The 14,589-nt window shown below is 65.0% G+C and carries 13 protein-coding genes; 8 read left to right on the forward strand and 5 right to left on the reverse strand.

The genetic code is table 11. The annotated features are described in order from the left end of the window. Positions 1 to 380 precede the first annotated feature (380 nt). From EJ075_RS10190 to lpdA, 4 genes are all read left to right on the forward strand, one after another. On the forward strand, positions 381 to 1,613 hold the full coding sequence (locus tag EJ075_RS10190) for a 3-methyl-2-oxobutanoate dehydrogenase (2-methylpropanoyl-transferring) subunit alpha (protein ID WP_126104267.1): 1,233 nt from the start codon (positions 381 to 383) through the stop codon (positions 1,611 to 1,613). A gap of 2 nt (positions 1,614 to 1,615) precedes the next feature. Beyond that, the gene (locus EJ075_RS10195; RefSeq protein WP_126104268.1) at positions 1,616 to 2,629 is read left to right on the forward strand and encodes an alpha-ketoacid dehydrogenase subunit beta; all 1,014 of its coding nucleotides are present in this window, start codon (positions 1,616 to 1,618) and stop codon (positions 2,627 to 2,629) included. A gap of 235 nt (positions 2,630 to 2,864) precedes the next feature. Further along, positions 2,865 to 4,235 (forward strand): dihydrolipoamide acetyltransferase family protein, encoded by a 1,371-nt coding sequence (locus EJ075_RS10200; protein WP_126104269.1) that lies wholly within the window; start codon positions 2,865 to 2,867, stop codon positions 4,233 to 4,235. Positions 4,236 to 4,482: 247 nt separating this feature from the next. Then, positions 4,483 to 5,880 carry a dihydrolipoyl dehydrogenase gene (lpdA, locus tag EJ075_RS10205; RefSeq protein WP_126104270.1) on the forward strand — a complete coding sequence of 466 codons (1,398 nt, stop codon included), beginning with the start codon at positions 4,483 to 4,485 and terminating at the stop codon, positions 5,878 to 5,880. Between the two features lie 337 nt (positions 5,881 to 6,217). Here lpdA and EJ075_RS10215 read toward each other — a convergent pair whose 3' ends face one another. Then, the gene (locus EJ075_RS10215) at positions 6,218 to 7,321 is read right to left on the reverse strand and encodes a saccharopine dehydrogenase family protein (protein ID WP_126104271.1); all 1,104 of its coding nucleotides are present in this window, start codon (positions 7,319 to 7,321) and stop codon (positions 6,218 to 6,220) included. A gap of 124 nt (positions 7,322 to 7,445) precedes the next feature. On the opposite strand from EJ075_RS10215, the gene EJ075_RS10220 reads away from it, so the two are divergent. Beyond that, the gene (locus EJ075_RS10220) at positions 7,446 to 7,874 is read left to right on the forward strand and encodes an Lrp/AsnC family transcriptional regulator (protein ID WP_126104272.1); all 429 of its coding nucleotides are present in this window, start codon (positions 7,446 to 7,448) and stop codon (positions 7,872 to 7,874) included. A gap of 243 nt (positions 7,875 to 8,117) precedes the next feature. Here the strand turns inward: EJ075_RS10220 and EJ075_RS10230 are convergent, their stop codons facing one another. Both EJ075_RS10230 and EJ075_RS10235 read right to left on the reverse strand, forming a co-directional pair. Beyond that, positions 8,118 to 8,603, reverse strand: coding sequence for a hypothetical protein (locus EJ075_RS10230; protein ID WP_126104273.1), 486 nt, complete (start codon positions 8,601 to 8,603; stop codon positions 8,118 to 8,120). Between the two features lie 72 nt (positions 8,604 to 8,675). Further along, positions 8,676 to 9,434 (reverse strand): SDR family oxidoreductase, encoded by a 759-nt coding sequence (locus EJ075_RS10235; RefSeq protein WP_126104274.1) that lies wholly within the window; start codon positions 9,432 to 9,434, stop codon positions 8,676 to 8,678. Between EJ075_RS10235 and EJ075_RS10240 the strand changes: the two genes are divergently transcribed. From EJ075_RS10240 to EJ075_RS10250, 3 genes are read left to right on the forward strand one after another with little or no spacing between them, the layout of a single operon-like run. Then, the gene (locus EJ075_RS10240; protein WP_126104275.1) at positions 9,433 to 9,672 is read left to right on the forward strand and encodes a hypothetical protein; all 240 of its coding nucleotides are present in this window, start codon (positions 9,433 to 9,435) and stop codon (positions 9,670 to 9,672) included. The genes EJ075_RS10235 and EJ075_RS10240 overlap by 2 nt on opposite strands. Positions 9,673 to 9,707: 35 nt before the next feature. After that, positions 9,708 to 10,073: a RidA family protein gene (locus EJ075_RS10245; protein WP_126104276.1), complete on the forward strand. Its 366-nt coding sequence runs from the start codon at positions 9,708 to 9,710 to the stop codon at positions 10,071 to 10,073. A 21-nt stretch (positions 10,074 to 10,094) separates the two neighbouring features. After that, positions 10,095 to 11,324 carry an amidohydrolase/deacetylase family metallohydrolase gene (locus EJ075_RS10250; RefSeq protein ID WP_126104277.1) on the forward strand — a complete coding sequence of 410 codons (1,230 nt, stop codon included), beginning with the start codon at positions 10,095 to 10,097 and terminating at the stop codon, positions 11,322 to 11,324. Between the two features lie 147 nt (positions 11,325 to 11,471). On the opposite strand, the gene EJ075_RS10255 is transcribed toward EJ075_RS10250, so the two are convergent. Beyond that, the gene (locus tag EJ075_RS10255; RefSeq protein ID WP_126104278.1) at positions 11,472 to 13,259 is read right to left on the reverse strand and encodes an NAD(P)/FAD-dependent oxidoreductase; all 1,788 of its coding nucleotides are present in this window, start codon (positions 13,257 to 13,259) and stop codon (positions 11,472 to 11,474) included. A gap of 228 nt (positions 13,260 to 13,487) precedes the next feature. After that, positions 13,488 to 14,432 (reverse strand): MurR/RpiR family transcriptional regulator, encoded by a 945-nt coding sequence (locus tag EJ075_RS10260; protein WP_126104279.1) that lies wholly within the window; start codon positions 14,430 to 14,432, stop codon positions 13,488 to 13,490. Positions 14,433 to 14,589: the final 157 nt, after the last annotated feature.

Consider the following 14,589-nt stretch of genomic DNA (forward strand, 5'->3'; position numbering starts at 1 on the left):
TTCTCCCCTTGTGGGAGAAGGTGGATTGGCGCGCAGCGCCAAGACGGTTGAGGGGTGCTGGACGGAGCGCCGTCCTTGCCAGGCTGGAACACCCCTCATCCGACCGAGCTTCGCTCGGCCACCTTCTCCCACAAGGGGAGAAGGAGACGCAGCGCGAAGCCCCTCAATCCGCCGAGAATTGCTCATCTGGCGGGAAACCCGGCGCAATCATACGCCAAATTGCGCGTGGCGGCGGAAGATCGACAAGAAATTTCGCCGACATATCTTCATCTTGGCGAGTGCTGGCCGGTGCGTCGCTGGCCTGAAGCCTTGCCCGACGAATTGGCACTGGTCCGGCGGTGTGCAACTATCGCGCCAGGCAACATTGGAGGATCGTGGTCATGGCCGATGCAGGAATGTTGCGCTTCCATGTGCCGGAGCCGGAGGTGCGGCCGGGCGGGACGCCGGATTTCTCTGACGTGACCATCCCCAAAGCTGGCTCGGTGCCGCGCCCGGGGATCGATGTCGATCCGCGCACCATCCGCGATCTGGCGTTTTCGATCATCCGCGTGCTCAACCGCTCCGGCGAAGCCGTCGGGCCATGGGCCGGCCTGCTTTCCGACGACGAATTGCTGGAAGGACTGCGCCACATGATGACGCTGCGCAGCTTTGACGCCCGCATGCAGATGGCGCAGCGCCAGGGCAAGACCTCCTTCTACATGCAGCATCTCGGCGAAGAGGCGGTGAGCTGCGCCTTCCGCAAGGCGCTGGCGCCGGGCGACATGAACTTTCCGACTTACCGGCAGGCCGGCCTGCTCATCGCCGACGGCTATCCGATGGTCACGATGATGAACCAGATCTATTCGAACGAGGCCGACCCGCTGAAGGGGCGGCAATTGCCGATCATGTATTCGTCGAAGGAGCATGGCTTCTTCTCGATCTCCGGCAATCTGGCGACGCAATATATCCAGGCGGTCGGCTGGGCGATGGCTTCGGCGATCAGCAATGATTCTAAGATCGCCGCCGCCTGGATCGGCGACGGCTCGACCGCCGAGTCCGACTTCCATTCGGCGCTGGTCTTCGCCTCGACCTACAAGGCGCCGGTCGTGCTCAACGTCGTCAACAACCAGTGGGCGATCTCGACTTTTCAGGGCATCGCCCGGGGCGGCTCCGGCACTTTCGCCGCGCGCGGTCTCGGCTTCGGCATTCCCTCGCTGCGGGTCGACGGCAACGATTACCTCGCCGTCCATGCGGTGGCCAAATGGGCCGCCGAGCGGGCGCGGAAAAATCTCGGGCCGACGCTGGTCGAATACGTCACCTACCGCGTCGGCGCGCATTCGAGCTCCGACGATCCGTCCGCCTACCGGCCGAAGGCCGAGTCCGACGCATGGCCGCTCGGCGACCCGATCGTCAGGCTGAAAAACCACCTCATCCAGCGCGGCGTCTGGTCTGACGAGCGCCACACCCAGGCCGAGGCAGAAATCCTCGAAACGGTGATCGCGGCGCAAAGGGAGGCCGAGCGGCACGGCACGCTGCATGCCGGCGGCAAGCCCTCGGCGCGCGACATGTTCGAGGGCGTCTATGCCGAGATGCCGCCGCATCTCAGGCGCCAGCGCCAGCAGGCAGGGGTCTGATCATGCCAAGACGGACGATGATCGAGGCGATCCGCGATGCCATGGACGTGTCGATGGCGCGCGACGAACGCGTCATCGTGTATGGCGAGGATGTCGGCTTTTTCGGCGGCGTCTTCCGCTGCACGCAAGGGCTGCAGGCGAAGTACGGCAAGAGCCGCTGCTTCGATGCGCCGATCAGCGAAGCCGGCATCGTCGGCTCGGCCATCGGCATGGCCGCCTATGGCCTAAAACCTTGCGTCGAGGTGCAGTTTGCCGACTATGTCTATCCGGCCTACGACCAGATCGTCTCGGAGGCGGCGCGGCTGCGTTACCGGTCGAACGGCGATTTCACCTGTCCGATCGTGGTCAGGATGCCGACCGGTGGCGGCATCTTCGGCGGCCAGACCCACAGCCAGAGCCCGGAGGCGCTGTTCACCCACGTTTCCGGCCTGAAGGTCGTCGTGCCGTCCAATCCGCACGATGCCAAAGGCCTGCTGATCGCGGCGATCGAGGATCCCGATCCGGTGATCTTCCTGGAGCCGAAGCGGCTCTACAACGGCCCGTTCGACGGTCATCACGAGCGCCCGGTGACGCCGTGGTCGAAACATGAGCTCGGCGAGGTCGCCGACGGCCACTACACGGTCCCGCTCGGCAAGGCGGTGATCCGGCGGCAGGGTGCCGCTGTCACCGTGCTCGCCTATGGCACGATGGTCTATGTCGCGCAGGCGGCGGCCGAGGAGACCGGCATCGACGCCGAGATCATCGATCTGAGAACCCTGCTGCCCCTCGATCTCGAGACGATTGTCGCCTCGGTGAGAAAAACGGGCCGCTGCGTGGTCGTGCACGAGGCGACGCTGACATCGGGGTTTGGCGCCGAGCTGTCGGCGCTGGTGCAGGAAAATTGTTTCTATCATCTGGAAGCGCCGGTGGCGCGGGTCGCCGGCTGGGACACGCCCTATCCGCACGCGCAGGAGTGGGATTATTTTCCAGGTCCCGCCCGGCTCGGCCGGGCCTTGCTTGAGACGATGGAGGCCTGATGATGGGAGGCAGAGCAATCGCTTCGGACCAATTGCCAACCATGGCGCCGCCCCTCATCTGCCTGCCAGCCCCTTCTCCCCGTGAGGGACGGGGAGAAGGGGCTGGCCGCCACGCAGGCGATCCCCCTCTCCCCGTTCTCCACGGGGGTCCCAAGGACGGGCGAGACAAGCGGCTCGCCCCGGAATGGGCGGGGGTGAGGGGCAGCGCAAACGCCTCGGTAGGGGAGGCCTGACGATGGGCGAATATGTAATCAAGCTGCCCGATGTCGGCGAAGGCGTCGCCGAGGCCGAGTTGGTCGAATGGCAGGTCAAGGTCGGGGATCTCGTGCGCGAGGACGCGGTGCTTGCCGCTGTGATGACCGACAAGGCGACGGTCGAGATTCCGTCGCCCGTCGATGGCGAAATCCTGTGGCTTGGCGCCGAGATCGGCGACACGGTGGCGATCGGCTCGCCCATTGTCAGGTTGAAAGTGGCGGGAGAGGGCAATGTCAGCGCGGGCGAGGCGCTTGCGGACGTTACGGCGGAGGGTACTGACGATGCACGGGCTCGCCCGTCCTCGGGCTTGGAGCCGTCATCACTCAATTTAGCGCCGTCATCCTCGGGCTCGTCCCGAGGATCTGCCGTCCCACACGGATATGACGCGACCAGTTCCGAGAGGTCGGTAGATCCTCGGGACGAGCCCGAGGATGACGGCGTCAGGTCCAGGGTTAGCAGCGCGCCGCGCCCCGAAGGCGAAAAGCCGCTGGCGTCGCCCGCCATCCGCCTCAGGGCAAAAGAGGCCGGCGTCGATCTACGGCAGGTCGCGGGAACGGGCCCGGCCGGCCGTATCCAGCATGAGGACATCGAGGCGTTTCTGGCGCGTGGACCGCAGCTCGCGAAAGTCTCCGGCCTCGCCCGCAACGAGGCGGTCGAGGACATCAAGATCATCGGGCTCAGGCGCAAGATCGCCGAGAAAATGGCGCTGGCCAAGTCGCGCATCCCGCACATCACCTATGTCGAGGAGATCGACGTCACCGCGCTCGAGGATCTGCGCGCCGCGCTCAACAAGGAGAAGCGCGGCGGCGCGGAACGGCCGAAGCTGACGCTGCTGCCGTTCCTAATGCGAGCGATGGTCAGGGCGATTGCCGACCAGCCCAATATCAACGCGCTGTTCGACGACGAGGCCGGCATCATCCACCAGCATGGCGGCGTCCATATCGGCATCGCCGCGCAGACGCCTTCGGGGCTGGTGGTGCCGGTGGTCAAGCACGCCGAGGCGCGCGACATCTGGGATTGCGCCGCCGAGGTCATCAGGCTGGCCGAGGCCGCCAAATCAGGCACGGCGATGCGCGACGAGCTTTCGGGATCGACCATCACCATCACCTCGCTCGGCGCCATGGGCGGCGTCGCGACGACGCCGGTGATCAATCACCCGGAAGTGGCGATCATCGGCGTCAACAAGATGATGGTGCGGCCGGTATGGGACGGAACCCAGTTCATTCCGCGCAAGATGATGAACCTGTCCTCCAGCTTCGACCATCGCGTCATCGACGGCTGGGACGCCGCGGTGTTTATTCAACGGATCAAGACGCTGCTGGAGACCCCGGCGCTGATTTTCGTGGATTAGGGCGGAACGATCGAGATGATGGCGGGACAGCGCCCCCCTCTGCCTTGCCAGGCATCTCCCCCACAAGGGGGGAGATTGGACGTCGCCACCGCTTTCGCCAATCTCCAACGTTGCAGGAACGGGCGAAGCGCCGAAGTTGCCAATCTCCCCCTCGTGGGGGAGATGTCCGGCAGGACAGAGGGGGGCGTGAAGGATCGCTACAGAACGTTTCTTCGGATCGAGTGCGGCGACGAGTTAGGGTCACAACATGAAGGAAATCTCCTGCAAGCTGCTCGTCATCGGCGCCGGGCCTGGCGGCTATGTCTGCGCCATCCGCGCCGGCCAGCTCGGCATCGACACGGTGATCGTCGAGTTCGGCAAACCGGGCGGCACTTGTCTCAATGTCGGCTGCATTCCGTCCAAGGCGCTGATCCATGCGGCCGAGGAGTTCGAGAAGATCTCCCACATGGCCGGCGGCAAGAGCCCGCTCGGCATTTCAATCGCAGCACCATCCATTGATCTCGAAGCCACCATCGCCTGGAAGGACGGTATTGTTAGCCGACTGAATAGTGGCGTCGCCGGCCTGCTCAAGAAGGCCGGGGTCAAGACCGTGCACGGCTGGGCGAAATTCCGCGACGGCAAGACCGTCGAGGTCCAGACCGAGACCGGGATGCAGGTGGTCCGCGCCGAGACGGTGGTGATCGCGACCGGCTCGGCGCCGGTCGAGCTGCCGTCGCTGCCGTTTGGTGGGCCGGTGATCTCGTCGACCGAAGCGCTTGGGCTGAGCGAAGTGCCGGAAAGGCTTGCCGTCGTCGGTGGCGGCTATATCGGGCTCGAGCTCGGCATTGCCTTCGCCAAGATGGGCGCCAGGGTGACCGTGGTCGAGGCTTTGCCGCGCGTGCTGGCGCTGTATGATGCAGAGCTGACCCGGCCGGTCGTGAAGCGGCTCACCGAGCTCGGTATCGAGGTGCTGGTGGGCGCCAAGGCCAAGGGGCTGTCGACTAAGGGCGATGCGCTGCTGGTCGAGACGAAGGACGGCAAGAATGCCAAGATCGCTGCCGACAGGATCCTGGTCACCGTCGGGCGCAAGCCGGTGATCGAAGACTGGGGGCTGGACCAGATCGACCTCGACATGGCGGGGAAATTCATCCGCATCGACGACCAGTGCCGCACCTCGATGCGCGGTATCTTTGCCATTGGCGACGTCACTGGCGAGCCGATGCTGGCGCATCGGGCGATGGCGCAAGGCGAAATGGTCGCCGAGATCGTCGCCGGCCACAAGCGCAGTTGGGACAAGCGCTGCATTCCCGCCATCTGCTTCACCGATCCGGAGCTGGTCACCGCAGGCCTGTCGCCGGACGAGGCAAAGGCCCTCGGCGGCGAGGTCAAGGTCGGGCTGTTTCCGTTCGCCGCCAATGGCCGCGCCATGACGAAGATGGGTGAGGAGGGATTCGTCCGGGTCGTTGCCCGGGCGGACAACCATCTTGTGCTCGGCATCCAGGCGGTCGGCCAGGGCGTGTCGGAACTGTCGACGGCCTTCGGCCTGGCGCTGGAAATGGGCGCGCGGCTGGAGGACATCGCTGGCACCATCCATGCCCATCCGACGCAGGGCGAAGGTTTTCAGGAAGCGGCGCTGAAGGCGATGGGGCATGCGCTGCATATTTGAGGTGCTTCACTCTTCCCTCTTGTTGGACACAAGGGGAGGAACGGCGCGAACCTACGTCGCCAGGCGCCTTTCCTCTCCCTCCGGAGGGGGGAGAGGTGGCGCTGCGAAGCAGCGACGGAGTGGGGGAAGCCGGTCCTCAAATGCGCCGCCGCTGACAACTCACCACAGGGGCTCAATTAGGGCGAGGCATCGCCCCGATCTGAAATAACGGCGCCCGAGCCAGGTCGACCCCCACTCCGTCGAGCTTCGCTCGACACCTCTCCCCCGGTCGACGGGGGAGAGGAATGGCGCGAACTTATTCCTTCCGGCTCCCATCCTTCTCCACAGAGGTGGCACCTCACCCCGCCAGCCGGCTAACCATCTCATGCTGCGCATAGGCATGGCCGAAGCGGTTGGCGAGGAAAGCGTCGAGCGCGATGTCCTCCTGCTTGATGAAGCCCTTCGCCGGCAAGGTGCCGTCGGCCAGCATGTCGAGCACGGCGCAGATGGCGGAGGCCGTAGTGATCTGGATGGCGCTGCGCACTATTTCGCAGACGCGCTTGGCGTAGATCTTGTTGGCGTAGGTCTCCTGGAGCAGGCGGCCGTTCTTGCGGCCGCTGACGGTGACGAAGACGATGACCACGTCCTGCAGCGTCGCCGGCAGGGCGCTCTCAAAAATGTCCTTCAGCACGTCGCGACGGTGGCGCAGGCCGAGATCGTTGAGCAGCGCCTTCATGATCGCGGCGTGGCCGGGATAGCGGATGGTGCGATAGTTCAGCGTGCGCACCTTGCCCTTCAGCGTCTCGGCCAGCGTGCCGAGCCCACCGGAGGTGTTGAACGCTTCGTAGGTGACGCCGTCGAGCGAGAATTCCTCGCGCTCCTCCAGCGGCGGCACCTCGATCAGCTCGCCTTCGACGATCGCCTCGCAAGGCTCGCAATATTCGTTGATGACGCCGTCGGTGCTCCAGGTCAGGTTGTAGTTCAGCGCATTCGACGGGTATTGCGGCAGCGCGCCGACCCGCATGCGCACGCTCTCCAGCGTGTCGAAGCGGCTGGCGAGATCGTTGGCGACGATCGAGATAAAGCCCGGCGCCAGCCCGCATTGCGGAATGAAGGCGCTGTTGGCCGAGCGCGCCAATTCCTTGACGCGCCGGGTCGCGACGACATCCTCGGTCAGGTCGAGATAGTGGACGCCGGCACTGGCCGCCGCCTCGGCGATGCGCGTGGTCAGGTGGAAGGGTGCAGCACTGAGCACCGCGAACTTGCCGGCCAAGGCCGCTTCAAGCGTGCCGGCGGCTTCGATGTCGAGCTCGAGCGTCTCGACCGTGTCAGGCAGTTCGGCCGCGCCGAGCTGTGCGGCCGAGCGGTCGACGAGGGTGACGTGATAGTCGCCGGTGGAAGCCAGCATCTCGGCGATGGTCGAGCCGATCTTGCCGGCGCCGACAACGATGATTTTCTTCATGACAGTTCCCTCGCCTTACCTTCTCTCAAGACGATAGAATCGCAGCTTGCCTGTCGAAAGGAAGCGTGGAATTGTTCGAAACGAAGTGGCTTCTTGATTAATATGCCGATGAGGTTCGTCGAAAGTGCTTAGCAACGCCGAACAGGCCCTGCTCTCCCTGCTGCGGACGAATGCGCGCGCCTCGACGGCCGAGTTGGCGCGGCGGCTCGGCGTGTCGCGGACAACCGTGCAAAGCCGGATCGAGCGGCTGGAGCAGCGCGGCATCATCACCGGCTATGGCGTCAGGCTTTCACCCGACTACGAACAGGGACTGGTGCGGGCGCATGTCCTGCTCACCGTCACGCCCAAGCTTGCCGACAAGGTGGTGCGCAGCCTACAGGCGCTGCCACCGGTGCGGACACTGCATTCTGTAAGCGGCAACTTCGACATGATCGTCATCGTCGACGCGCCGTCGATCAAGGATCTCGACACGCTTCTCGACCAGATCGGCGCGATGGACGGGGTCGAGCGGACGTCGTCTTCGATCATCCTGTCGACGCGGATCGACCGCTGAGCGGGCAGAACTAAAGCCGTTCTGTAGCGATCCTTCGCGCCCCCCTCTGCCCTGCCGGGCATCTCCCCCACGAGGGGGGAGATTGGCAGCTTCAGCGCCCGCCCACTTCTGCAACGATGGAGATTGGCGAAAGCCGGGATGACGGCCGATCTCCCCCCATGTGGGGGAGATGTCCGGCAGGACAGAGGGGGGCGCTGTCCCGCTGGCATCAAAAGGTTCCGGCATCGTCGTGATGGCCGGCCTCTAGCTGCCGAGCGGGTGCGGCATGTAGCCGACGAAGCCCGATATCTTCCAGCGACCCTCGACTTTGGCGCAAAAATACAGGGTTTGCCATTTCAACCTCTCGGCGCTGCCGTCGGGCTTGGTGACCGAGCCGTTGAACTTCTTGTGCAGCACGGCGCGGTCGCCGTCGACATCGATGTCGCGCATGTTGGTGATGCGGAACAGCGCCTCGCGCAACGGCTCGGCGAATTTGGTCGCCGCGGTTTCCCCGGCCTGGCGCAGCCACTCGTCGCGATAGGAGGCGAGCGTCGGGAATTGCAGCCGCCAGGCATCCGCATCGCTGAGGAAATGGGCGTGCATGCCGAAGAAGCTCGAGGCCACGAAATCATCCTCGACCATCGTCCAGTCCTGGCCGAGGAAGGCGTCGATGTCGCGCCGCACCAGCATCTCCCAGAGCGCATGGCGGTCGGCGTCGCCGGGCGGAAACGGATTCTTGTCGAAGGTCACTTCTGCTCCCCTATGTTGCGATGTTTTGGGTGTTGCGATGTTTCGCTCGATTGAAGGCTCGACTTGATCCGATCAGTCGCCGATCTGGTCCAGAAACGGCAGATTGCTTGCCATCAGGCCGGCATCGACATTCAGGGTCGTGCCGGTGATGCCGCTGGCAAAGGGCGACGCCAGGAACACCGCGGCGCGGGCGACCTCGACCGGCTCGACCAGTCTTCCTAGCGGATAGAGCTTGCCGACGGCGGCGAGGATCTCCGGCTTGTGCGCAAGGCGATGCTCCCAGGCCCCGGTCCGGATCGAGCCGGGAATGACGGCGTTGGCGCGGATGCCGTTGCGGCCTTCCTCGGTGGCGATGGCGCGCATCCAGGCGTTGAGCGCTGCCTTGGCGGCGGCGTAGGCGGGGTTGCCGAAATGGGCTTGCGCGTTGACCGAGGAGATGAACACGAAGGCGGCGCCTTGCGGCTGGTTGCGCATGACGGGGAGCAATGCCTGCGACAGCAGTGCGGCGCTGCGAAAATTCAGATCCATTTCGTGATCGAGGGCGGCCGTCGAGACCTCGGCGAGCGTTTCTGCCCGCGTCCAGCCGGCGTTGGAGATGACCGCCATTGGGGCCGCCCCTTTACCGATGCGCTTGGCAAACGCCGCCACGGCGGCGTCATCGAGCAGGTCGAAATGATGCGCTTCTTCTATTCCGGCGCTGGTCAAGTCGGTGCCCTCGCGATCGCAGGCGACCACCCTTGCCGCGCAGGCGGACAGGACGGCGACCAGCGCGCTGCCGACGCCGCCGGCCGCGCCCGTCACGACCACGCTGCCACCACCGAAATCGATCATGCGGCTCCTCGCTTTTCCTTCGCCCAATCCTCGCCTGCCGGATGCATCGAAGCAATCGCTGATCGAGCAGGATGCTGATGCTCTTGTAATAAAGCAACATGAATTCCAAAAAATGTTGCTTTCCAACACAGCCTGTATGAGAATCGCCGGGACAGGCGTAGACCTTCCAGCAGGAAACGGGCAAACCGGCGCAGCGAAAGAGCCCGAACCGCGCGGCTCTGCGGCGATTGCCGGATAACAAAGCGCCGATATTTTTGAATAGGAGGCCATTCCTTGCCCAAGCAGTGTTTTGGAACATCCCATGTGCCGCTGTCGCCGGCGGTCCGGGCCGGCGACATGGTCTATGTCTCGGGCCAGGTTCCGGTCGGCAGCGACGGCGTGGTGGTCAATGGCGGCATCGCCGAGCAGACCGAGCAGGTGCTTGTGAATTTGAGGGCAGCGCTGGCGCTGGCCGGCTGCACCATGGAGGACGTGGTCAAGACGACGGTCTGGCTCGAGAACGCCAGCGACTTCGGCGCCTTCAACGCCATCTATGCCAGGCATTTTCCAAAGGATCCGCCGGCGCGCACCACCGTCGAATCGCGGCTGATGATCGACATCAAGATCGAGGTCGAGGCCGTCGCCTACAGGCCGGTCTAGACAGAACGGAGGCGGACGCCGATGCAATTTGATCTCCTCCTGAAGGGTGGCCGCGTCATCGACCCGGCGTCCGGCCTCGACGCGCAACGCGATCTGGCCATTGCCGATGGCCGCATCGCGGCGATCGATGCCGACATTCCGTTCGAGCGTGCCGCGCGCGTCATCGATGCGACGGGCTCCATCGTCGCGCCCGGCCTCATCGACCTGCACAGCCACGTCTATTGGGGCGGCACCTCGCTCGGCGTCGACGCCGACCGCCTCGCCGCCAAAAGCGGCACCACCACGTTCATCGACGCGGGAAGTGCTGGCGCCGGCAACTTCCTCGGCTTTCGCCGCCATGTCATCGAGCGCTCGAAAGTCCGCATCCTGGCCTATGTCAACATTTCCTTTGCCGGCATTTTCGGCTTCTCGCAGACCGTTTCGGTCGGCGAGTGCAGCGATCTCCGGCTCTGCGAACCGCGCGAGACGGTGGCGGCGATGCGCGAGCACGCAGACGTGGTTGTCGGCGTGAAAGTCCGCTCGGGTCGCCATGCCGGCGGCACCAGCGGCATTGCCCCGGTCGATCTGGCGCTCGAGGCCGCCGACCAGGCGGGCCTGCCGCTGATGGCGCATATCGACGAGCCGCCGCCCGGTCGCTCGGAAGTGCTGCCGCGGCTGCGCAAGGGCGACATTCTCACCCACTGCTTCCGGCCGTTTCCCAACGCACCGATCTTCGCCTCGGGCGCGGTGCGGCCCGACATGCGGCTGGCGCGCGAACGCGGCGTCATTTTCGACATCGGCCACGGCATGGGTTCGTTCGACTTCGAGGTCGCCAAGGCGATGCTCAGCGAAGGGCTGGCGCCTGACGTGATCAGCAGCGACGTGCATCTCTACTGTGTCGACGGGCCGGCCTTCGACATCCTGGTCTGCATGTCGAAGCTGCTCGCGCTCGGCATGCCGCTCGTCGATGTGCTGCACGCGGCGACACAGCGCCCGGCCGAGGCGATCGGGCGGACCGATCTTGGCGCGCTTACGGTCGGCGCCGTCGGCGATATCGCCGTGCTGCGGCTGCGCCCGGGCAGTTTCACCTTTGTCGATGCGGTCGGCGCCTCGCTGGTCGCCGAGCAAAGGCTGATCTCGGACGGCATCGTGATCGGCGGCACCTGGTGGCCGAACGAGGCGGCTAACGATCTCGGCGATACCGAGCGCTTCGAAGCGCATGCGCATGACACGCATATCGATGTCGTGGCTAGGCATTTCGGGCGTGGGTGATCTCCCCCCTTGAGGGGGAGATGTCGCCGAAGGCGACAGAGGGGGGCGGTTCGACCGGGCTCGCCTTCCTGCAACGGATGGAGGTTGGCGCTCGACCGCGGCGACCCCCCTCTGGCCTGCCGGCCATCTCCCCCTCAAGGAGGGAGATTACGGCTTCACCCCCGGCGCTCCATAAACCGGGGTCGCAACCCCTTCCATCCTCGCCTTGATCTGCAGCGCCACGAATTTCGAGTAAAAACGCGACAGCGCCAGGTTGCCGCCGTGGAACCATAGCGCCTCCTGCGCGGTCGGCTTCCACATGTTGCGCAATTCGCCTTGCCATGGTCCGGGGTCGCCTCTCACGCCCGAGCCAATCCCCCAGCACGGGCCGACCTTGTCGGCGACCTCACGCGAGACGATCGCCGCCACCGTCTCGTTCATCGACTGATAGCCGGTGCAGGAGATGACCACGTCGGCCGCAAGCTCGGTGCCGTCGTCGAAGAGTATCCCTGTCGGCGTCAGCGACTTGATTCCGACGCCGCTGCGGACGCCGATCTCGCCGTTGATGATCAGATCCGAAGCGCCGACGTCGATGTAGTAGCCCGAGCCGGTGCGGTAGGCCTTCATCAGCAGTCCGGTCTCGTCGTCACCGAAATCGATGGCGAAGCCAGCGCCGCGCAAGCGGTCGTAGAACGCCGCGTCACGCGCCTTGATGATGTCGTAGAGCGCCCGCTGGCTTTGCGGCAGCAGCGCGAACGGCGTCGAGGCGACGATCATGTCGGCCTTCTCGGTGGTGATGCCGCGGGCCAGCGCTTTTTCCGAAAAGATCTCGAAGCCGACTTCCATCAGCGTGTCGGACTTGACCACCGTCGTCGGCGAGCGCTGGATCATGGTCACCTCAGCGCCGCTCTCCCAGAGGTCGACGCTGACGTCGTGCCCCGAACTTGCCGCGCCGATGACCGCGACGCGTCTGCCGCGGAATTTCTCGCCGCTGGAATATTGGCTGGAGTGCAGGATTTCGCCCTGGAAAACATCGGCGCCGGGCAGGTCGATCCGCCGGGGCGGGCCATAGGCGCCGGTCGCAAAGACGATGTGCTTAGGCTTCAGCGTGATGCGTTCGCCGGCGCGATCGACCTCGACCGTCCAGATTTTTTCGGCCTCGTCATAGCTGGCGCTGACGCATCTCGTGGAGGTCCAGTAGTTGAGCTCCATGACGCGCGTGTACATTTCCAGCCAGTCGCCCATCTTGTCCTTGGGCGTGAACACCGGCCAGTTTTCCGGAAACGGGATGTAGGGCAGATGGTCGTACCAGACCGGGTCGTGCAGCACGAGCGAGCGATAGCGATTGCGCCAGGAATCACCGGCTTGAACGTTTTTCTCGATGATGATGGCCGGCACGCCGAGCTGCCGCAGCCGCGCGCCCAACATGATGCCGCCCTGGCCGCCGCCGATGACCAGGCAATAAGGCTGCTGGCCGGCGCCGAGCTCACGCGTCTCGCGCGCTCTCGCCTCCGACCAGGTCTCGCGGTCCGGATCGGCCTTGTGGCGAACACCCAGAGGCCGCGCCGGCCCCTTGCGCTCCTCAAAGCCCTTGAGGTCGGTCATCGCCGTGAACAGCGTCCGGCACCGGCCGTCCTGCAGGCGCATGATGCCCTGGCCCCATGCCGATGACGTCTCGAAGGTGAACCAGGCTTCGACGATGCCTTCGTCCGCGCTTGCTTCGCCACTGAGCTGCCAGGCAGTCGGCCTTGTCGTCGCCAGCGTGGCATCCAGCATGTCGCGGATCGTCGCGCGGCCTTCCATCGTCTTGATGTTCCAGGTGAAGGTCAGCAGGTCGCGCCAGTAGCAGTCCTCGACGAACAGGTTGGTCGCGGCCTCGGCGTCGCCCGCCTCGAGCGCGCGGGCGAGGGAGGAAAGCCAGGTGGCCGCCTGTTTCGATGGTGCCATGTCGAGCATCTGTTTTCCTTCTCCAAGCCGCCGAAAGATGGCGCGAAATTTCTTGCCGAGGCCGGCGCCGCCTGGTCTTCCCTTCTCCCCTTGTGGGAGAAGGTGTCGCGAAGGCGACGGATGAGGGGTGTTCCAGAGGAACACCAACGTCTCACTCCGTCCAGCACCCCTCAACCGTCTTGGCGCTACGCGCCAATCCACCTTCTCCCGCAAGGGGAGAAGAAGAAGCCGCGCTCCTCAATCCCCGAGCGGTTCCATTTCCTTGCCCGTCCTGTGGATCTGGGCGTTGTATTTGATGCGGCGAACCGTCTCGCGGGCGGAGCCGTCGAGCTTGTAGGCGGCCGCCACGGCCATCAGATCGATCGCGGCCAGGAAGGCGAACCGCGAGGCGGTCGGCTTCAGCGTGTCGGGATATTCGGGCACCGCGACCGTCAGCCTGACGTCGCAGGCGCGCGCCAGGTCGGTGTCGGGCGCGGTCACGCCGATCGCATTTGCGCGGTAGTGCTTGGCGAGTTCCACCGCCTCGATCACTTCGCGCGTGCGTCCGGTCGCCGAGATGGCGATCACCAGATCGCTTGGCTTCAAGGTCGAGGCAGTCATGCGCATCAGATACGGGTCGCACTGGGCGCTGACGGTGATGCCGTAGCGAAACAACCGGTACTGGGTTTCCTGCGCCAGTGCCGAGGAGCTGCCGCCGAGGCCGAACACGGTGACCTGGCGCGCCTTGGCGATGAGCTCGGCCGCCTTCACCAGCTGCGCCGGATCGAGCTGCCGTTCGGCTTCCTGGAGCGCCCGGCGCGCCTCGCCGAACACGGCATTCCAGAACGGCATGCCGTTGTCGCTGCTGGTGGGCGGCGGCTTGCTCAGATAGAGCGCGCCGACGACGAGGCTCTGCGCCAGCTTCAGCTTGAAATCGCGCACGCCCTCGCAGCCGATGGCGCGGCAGAACCGGGTCACGGTCGGTTCGCTGACCCCGGCGCGCTGAGCGAGTGCGGCATTGGAAGCGTCGACCGCGAATCTGACATCGTCGAGCACGGCATCGGCGACGCGGCGTTCCGCCGGGCGCAGTTCACCGTAGGAGTCCTTGACCAGCGAGATGATGTCGGGGATGCGCCTGACATGATCGCGCCCATCGGGTTCGTCGCCCGAGGTCAGTCGTACATGGCCTTCAGCTTCGGTCATGAATCATTCCCCTGACGTTCGTGGAACTCGACCTCTACCATGTTTGCGCACCGCTTGCCTGCTCCGCTTCAAGCGGCCGGTTTCCGAAGTATGTAGGAAAGCAACAAGCTTTTCAAGAAATAGAAAAGCTAGCTAAAACAAGGACGTGGCCGTGGTA

It is taken from the genome of Mesorhizobium sp. M6A.T.Cr.TU.016.01.1.1, from assembly GCF_003952585.1.
Taxonomy (GTDB): Bacteria; Pseudomonadota; Alphaproteobacteria; order Rhizobiales; family Rhizobiaceae; genus Mesorhizobium; species Mesorhizobium mediterraneum.

Bases quoted from the DNA above. Each gene is read 5' to 3' on its own strand.
- EJ075_RS10190 (WP_126104267.1), top strand. From the start codon at position 381: ATGGCCGATGCAGGAATGTTGCGCTTCCATGTGCCGGAGCCGGAGGTG.
- EJ075_RS10195 (WP_126104268.1), top strand. From the start codon at position 1,616: ATGCCAAGACGGACGATGATCGAGGCGATCCGCGATGCCATGGACGTG.
- EJ075_RS10200 (WP_126104269.1), top strand. From the start codon at position 2,865: ATGGGCGAATATGTAATCAAGCTGCCCGATGTCGGCGAAGGCGTCGCC.
- lpdA (WP_126104270.1), top strand. From the start codon at position 4,483: ATGAAGGAAATCTCCTGCAAGCTGCTCGTCATCGGCGCCGGGCCTGGC.
- EJ075_RS10215 (WP_126104271.1), bottom strand. From the start codon at position 7,321: ATGAAGAAAATCATCGTTGTCGGCGCCGGCAAGATCGGCTCGACCATC.
- EJ075_RS10240 (WP_126104275.1), top strand. From the start codon at position 9,433: ATGCGGCTCCTCGCTTTTCCTTCGCCCAATCCTCGCCTGCCGGATGCA.
- EJ075_RS10235 (WP_126104274.1), bottom strand. From the start codon at position 9,434: ATGATCGATTTCGGTGGTGGCAGCGTGGTCGTGACGGGCGCGGCCGGC.
- EJ075_RS10250 (WP_126104277.1), top strand. From the start codon at position 10,095: ATGCAATTTGATCTCCTCCTGAAGGGTGGCCGCGTCATCGACCCGGCG.
- EJ075_RS10255 (WP_126104278.1), bottom strand. From the start codon at position 13,259: ATGCTCGACATGGCACCATCGAAACAGGCGGCCACCTGGCTTTCCTCC.
- EJ075_RS10260 (WP_126104279.1), bottom strand. From the start codon at position 14,432: ATGACCGAAGCTGAAGGCCATGTACGACTGACCTCGGGCGACGAACCC.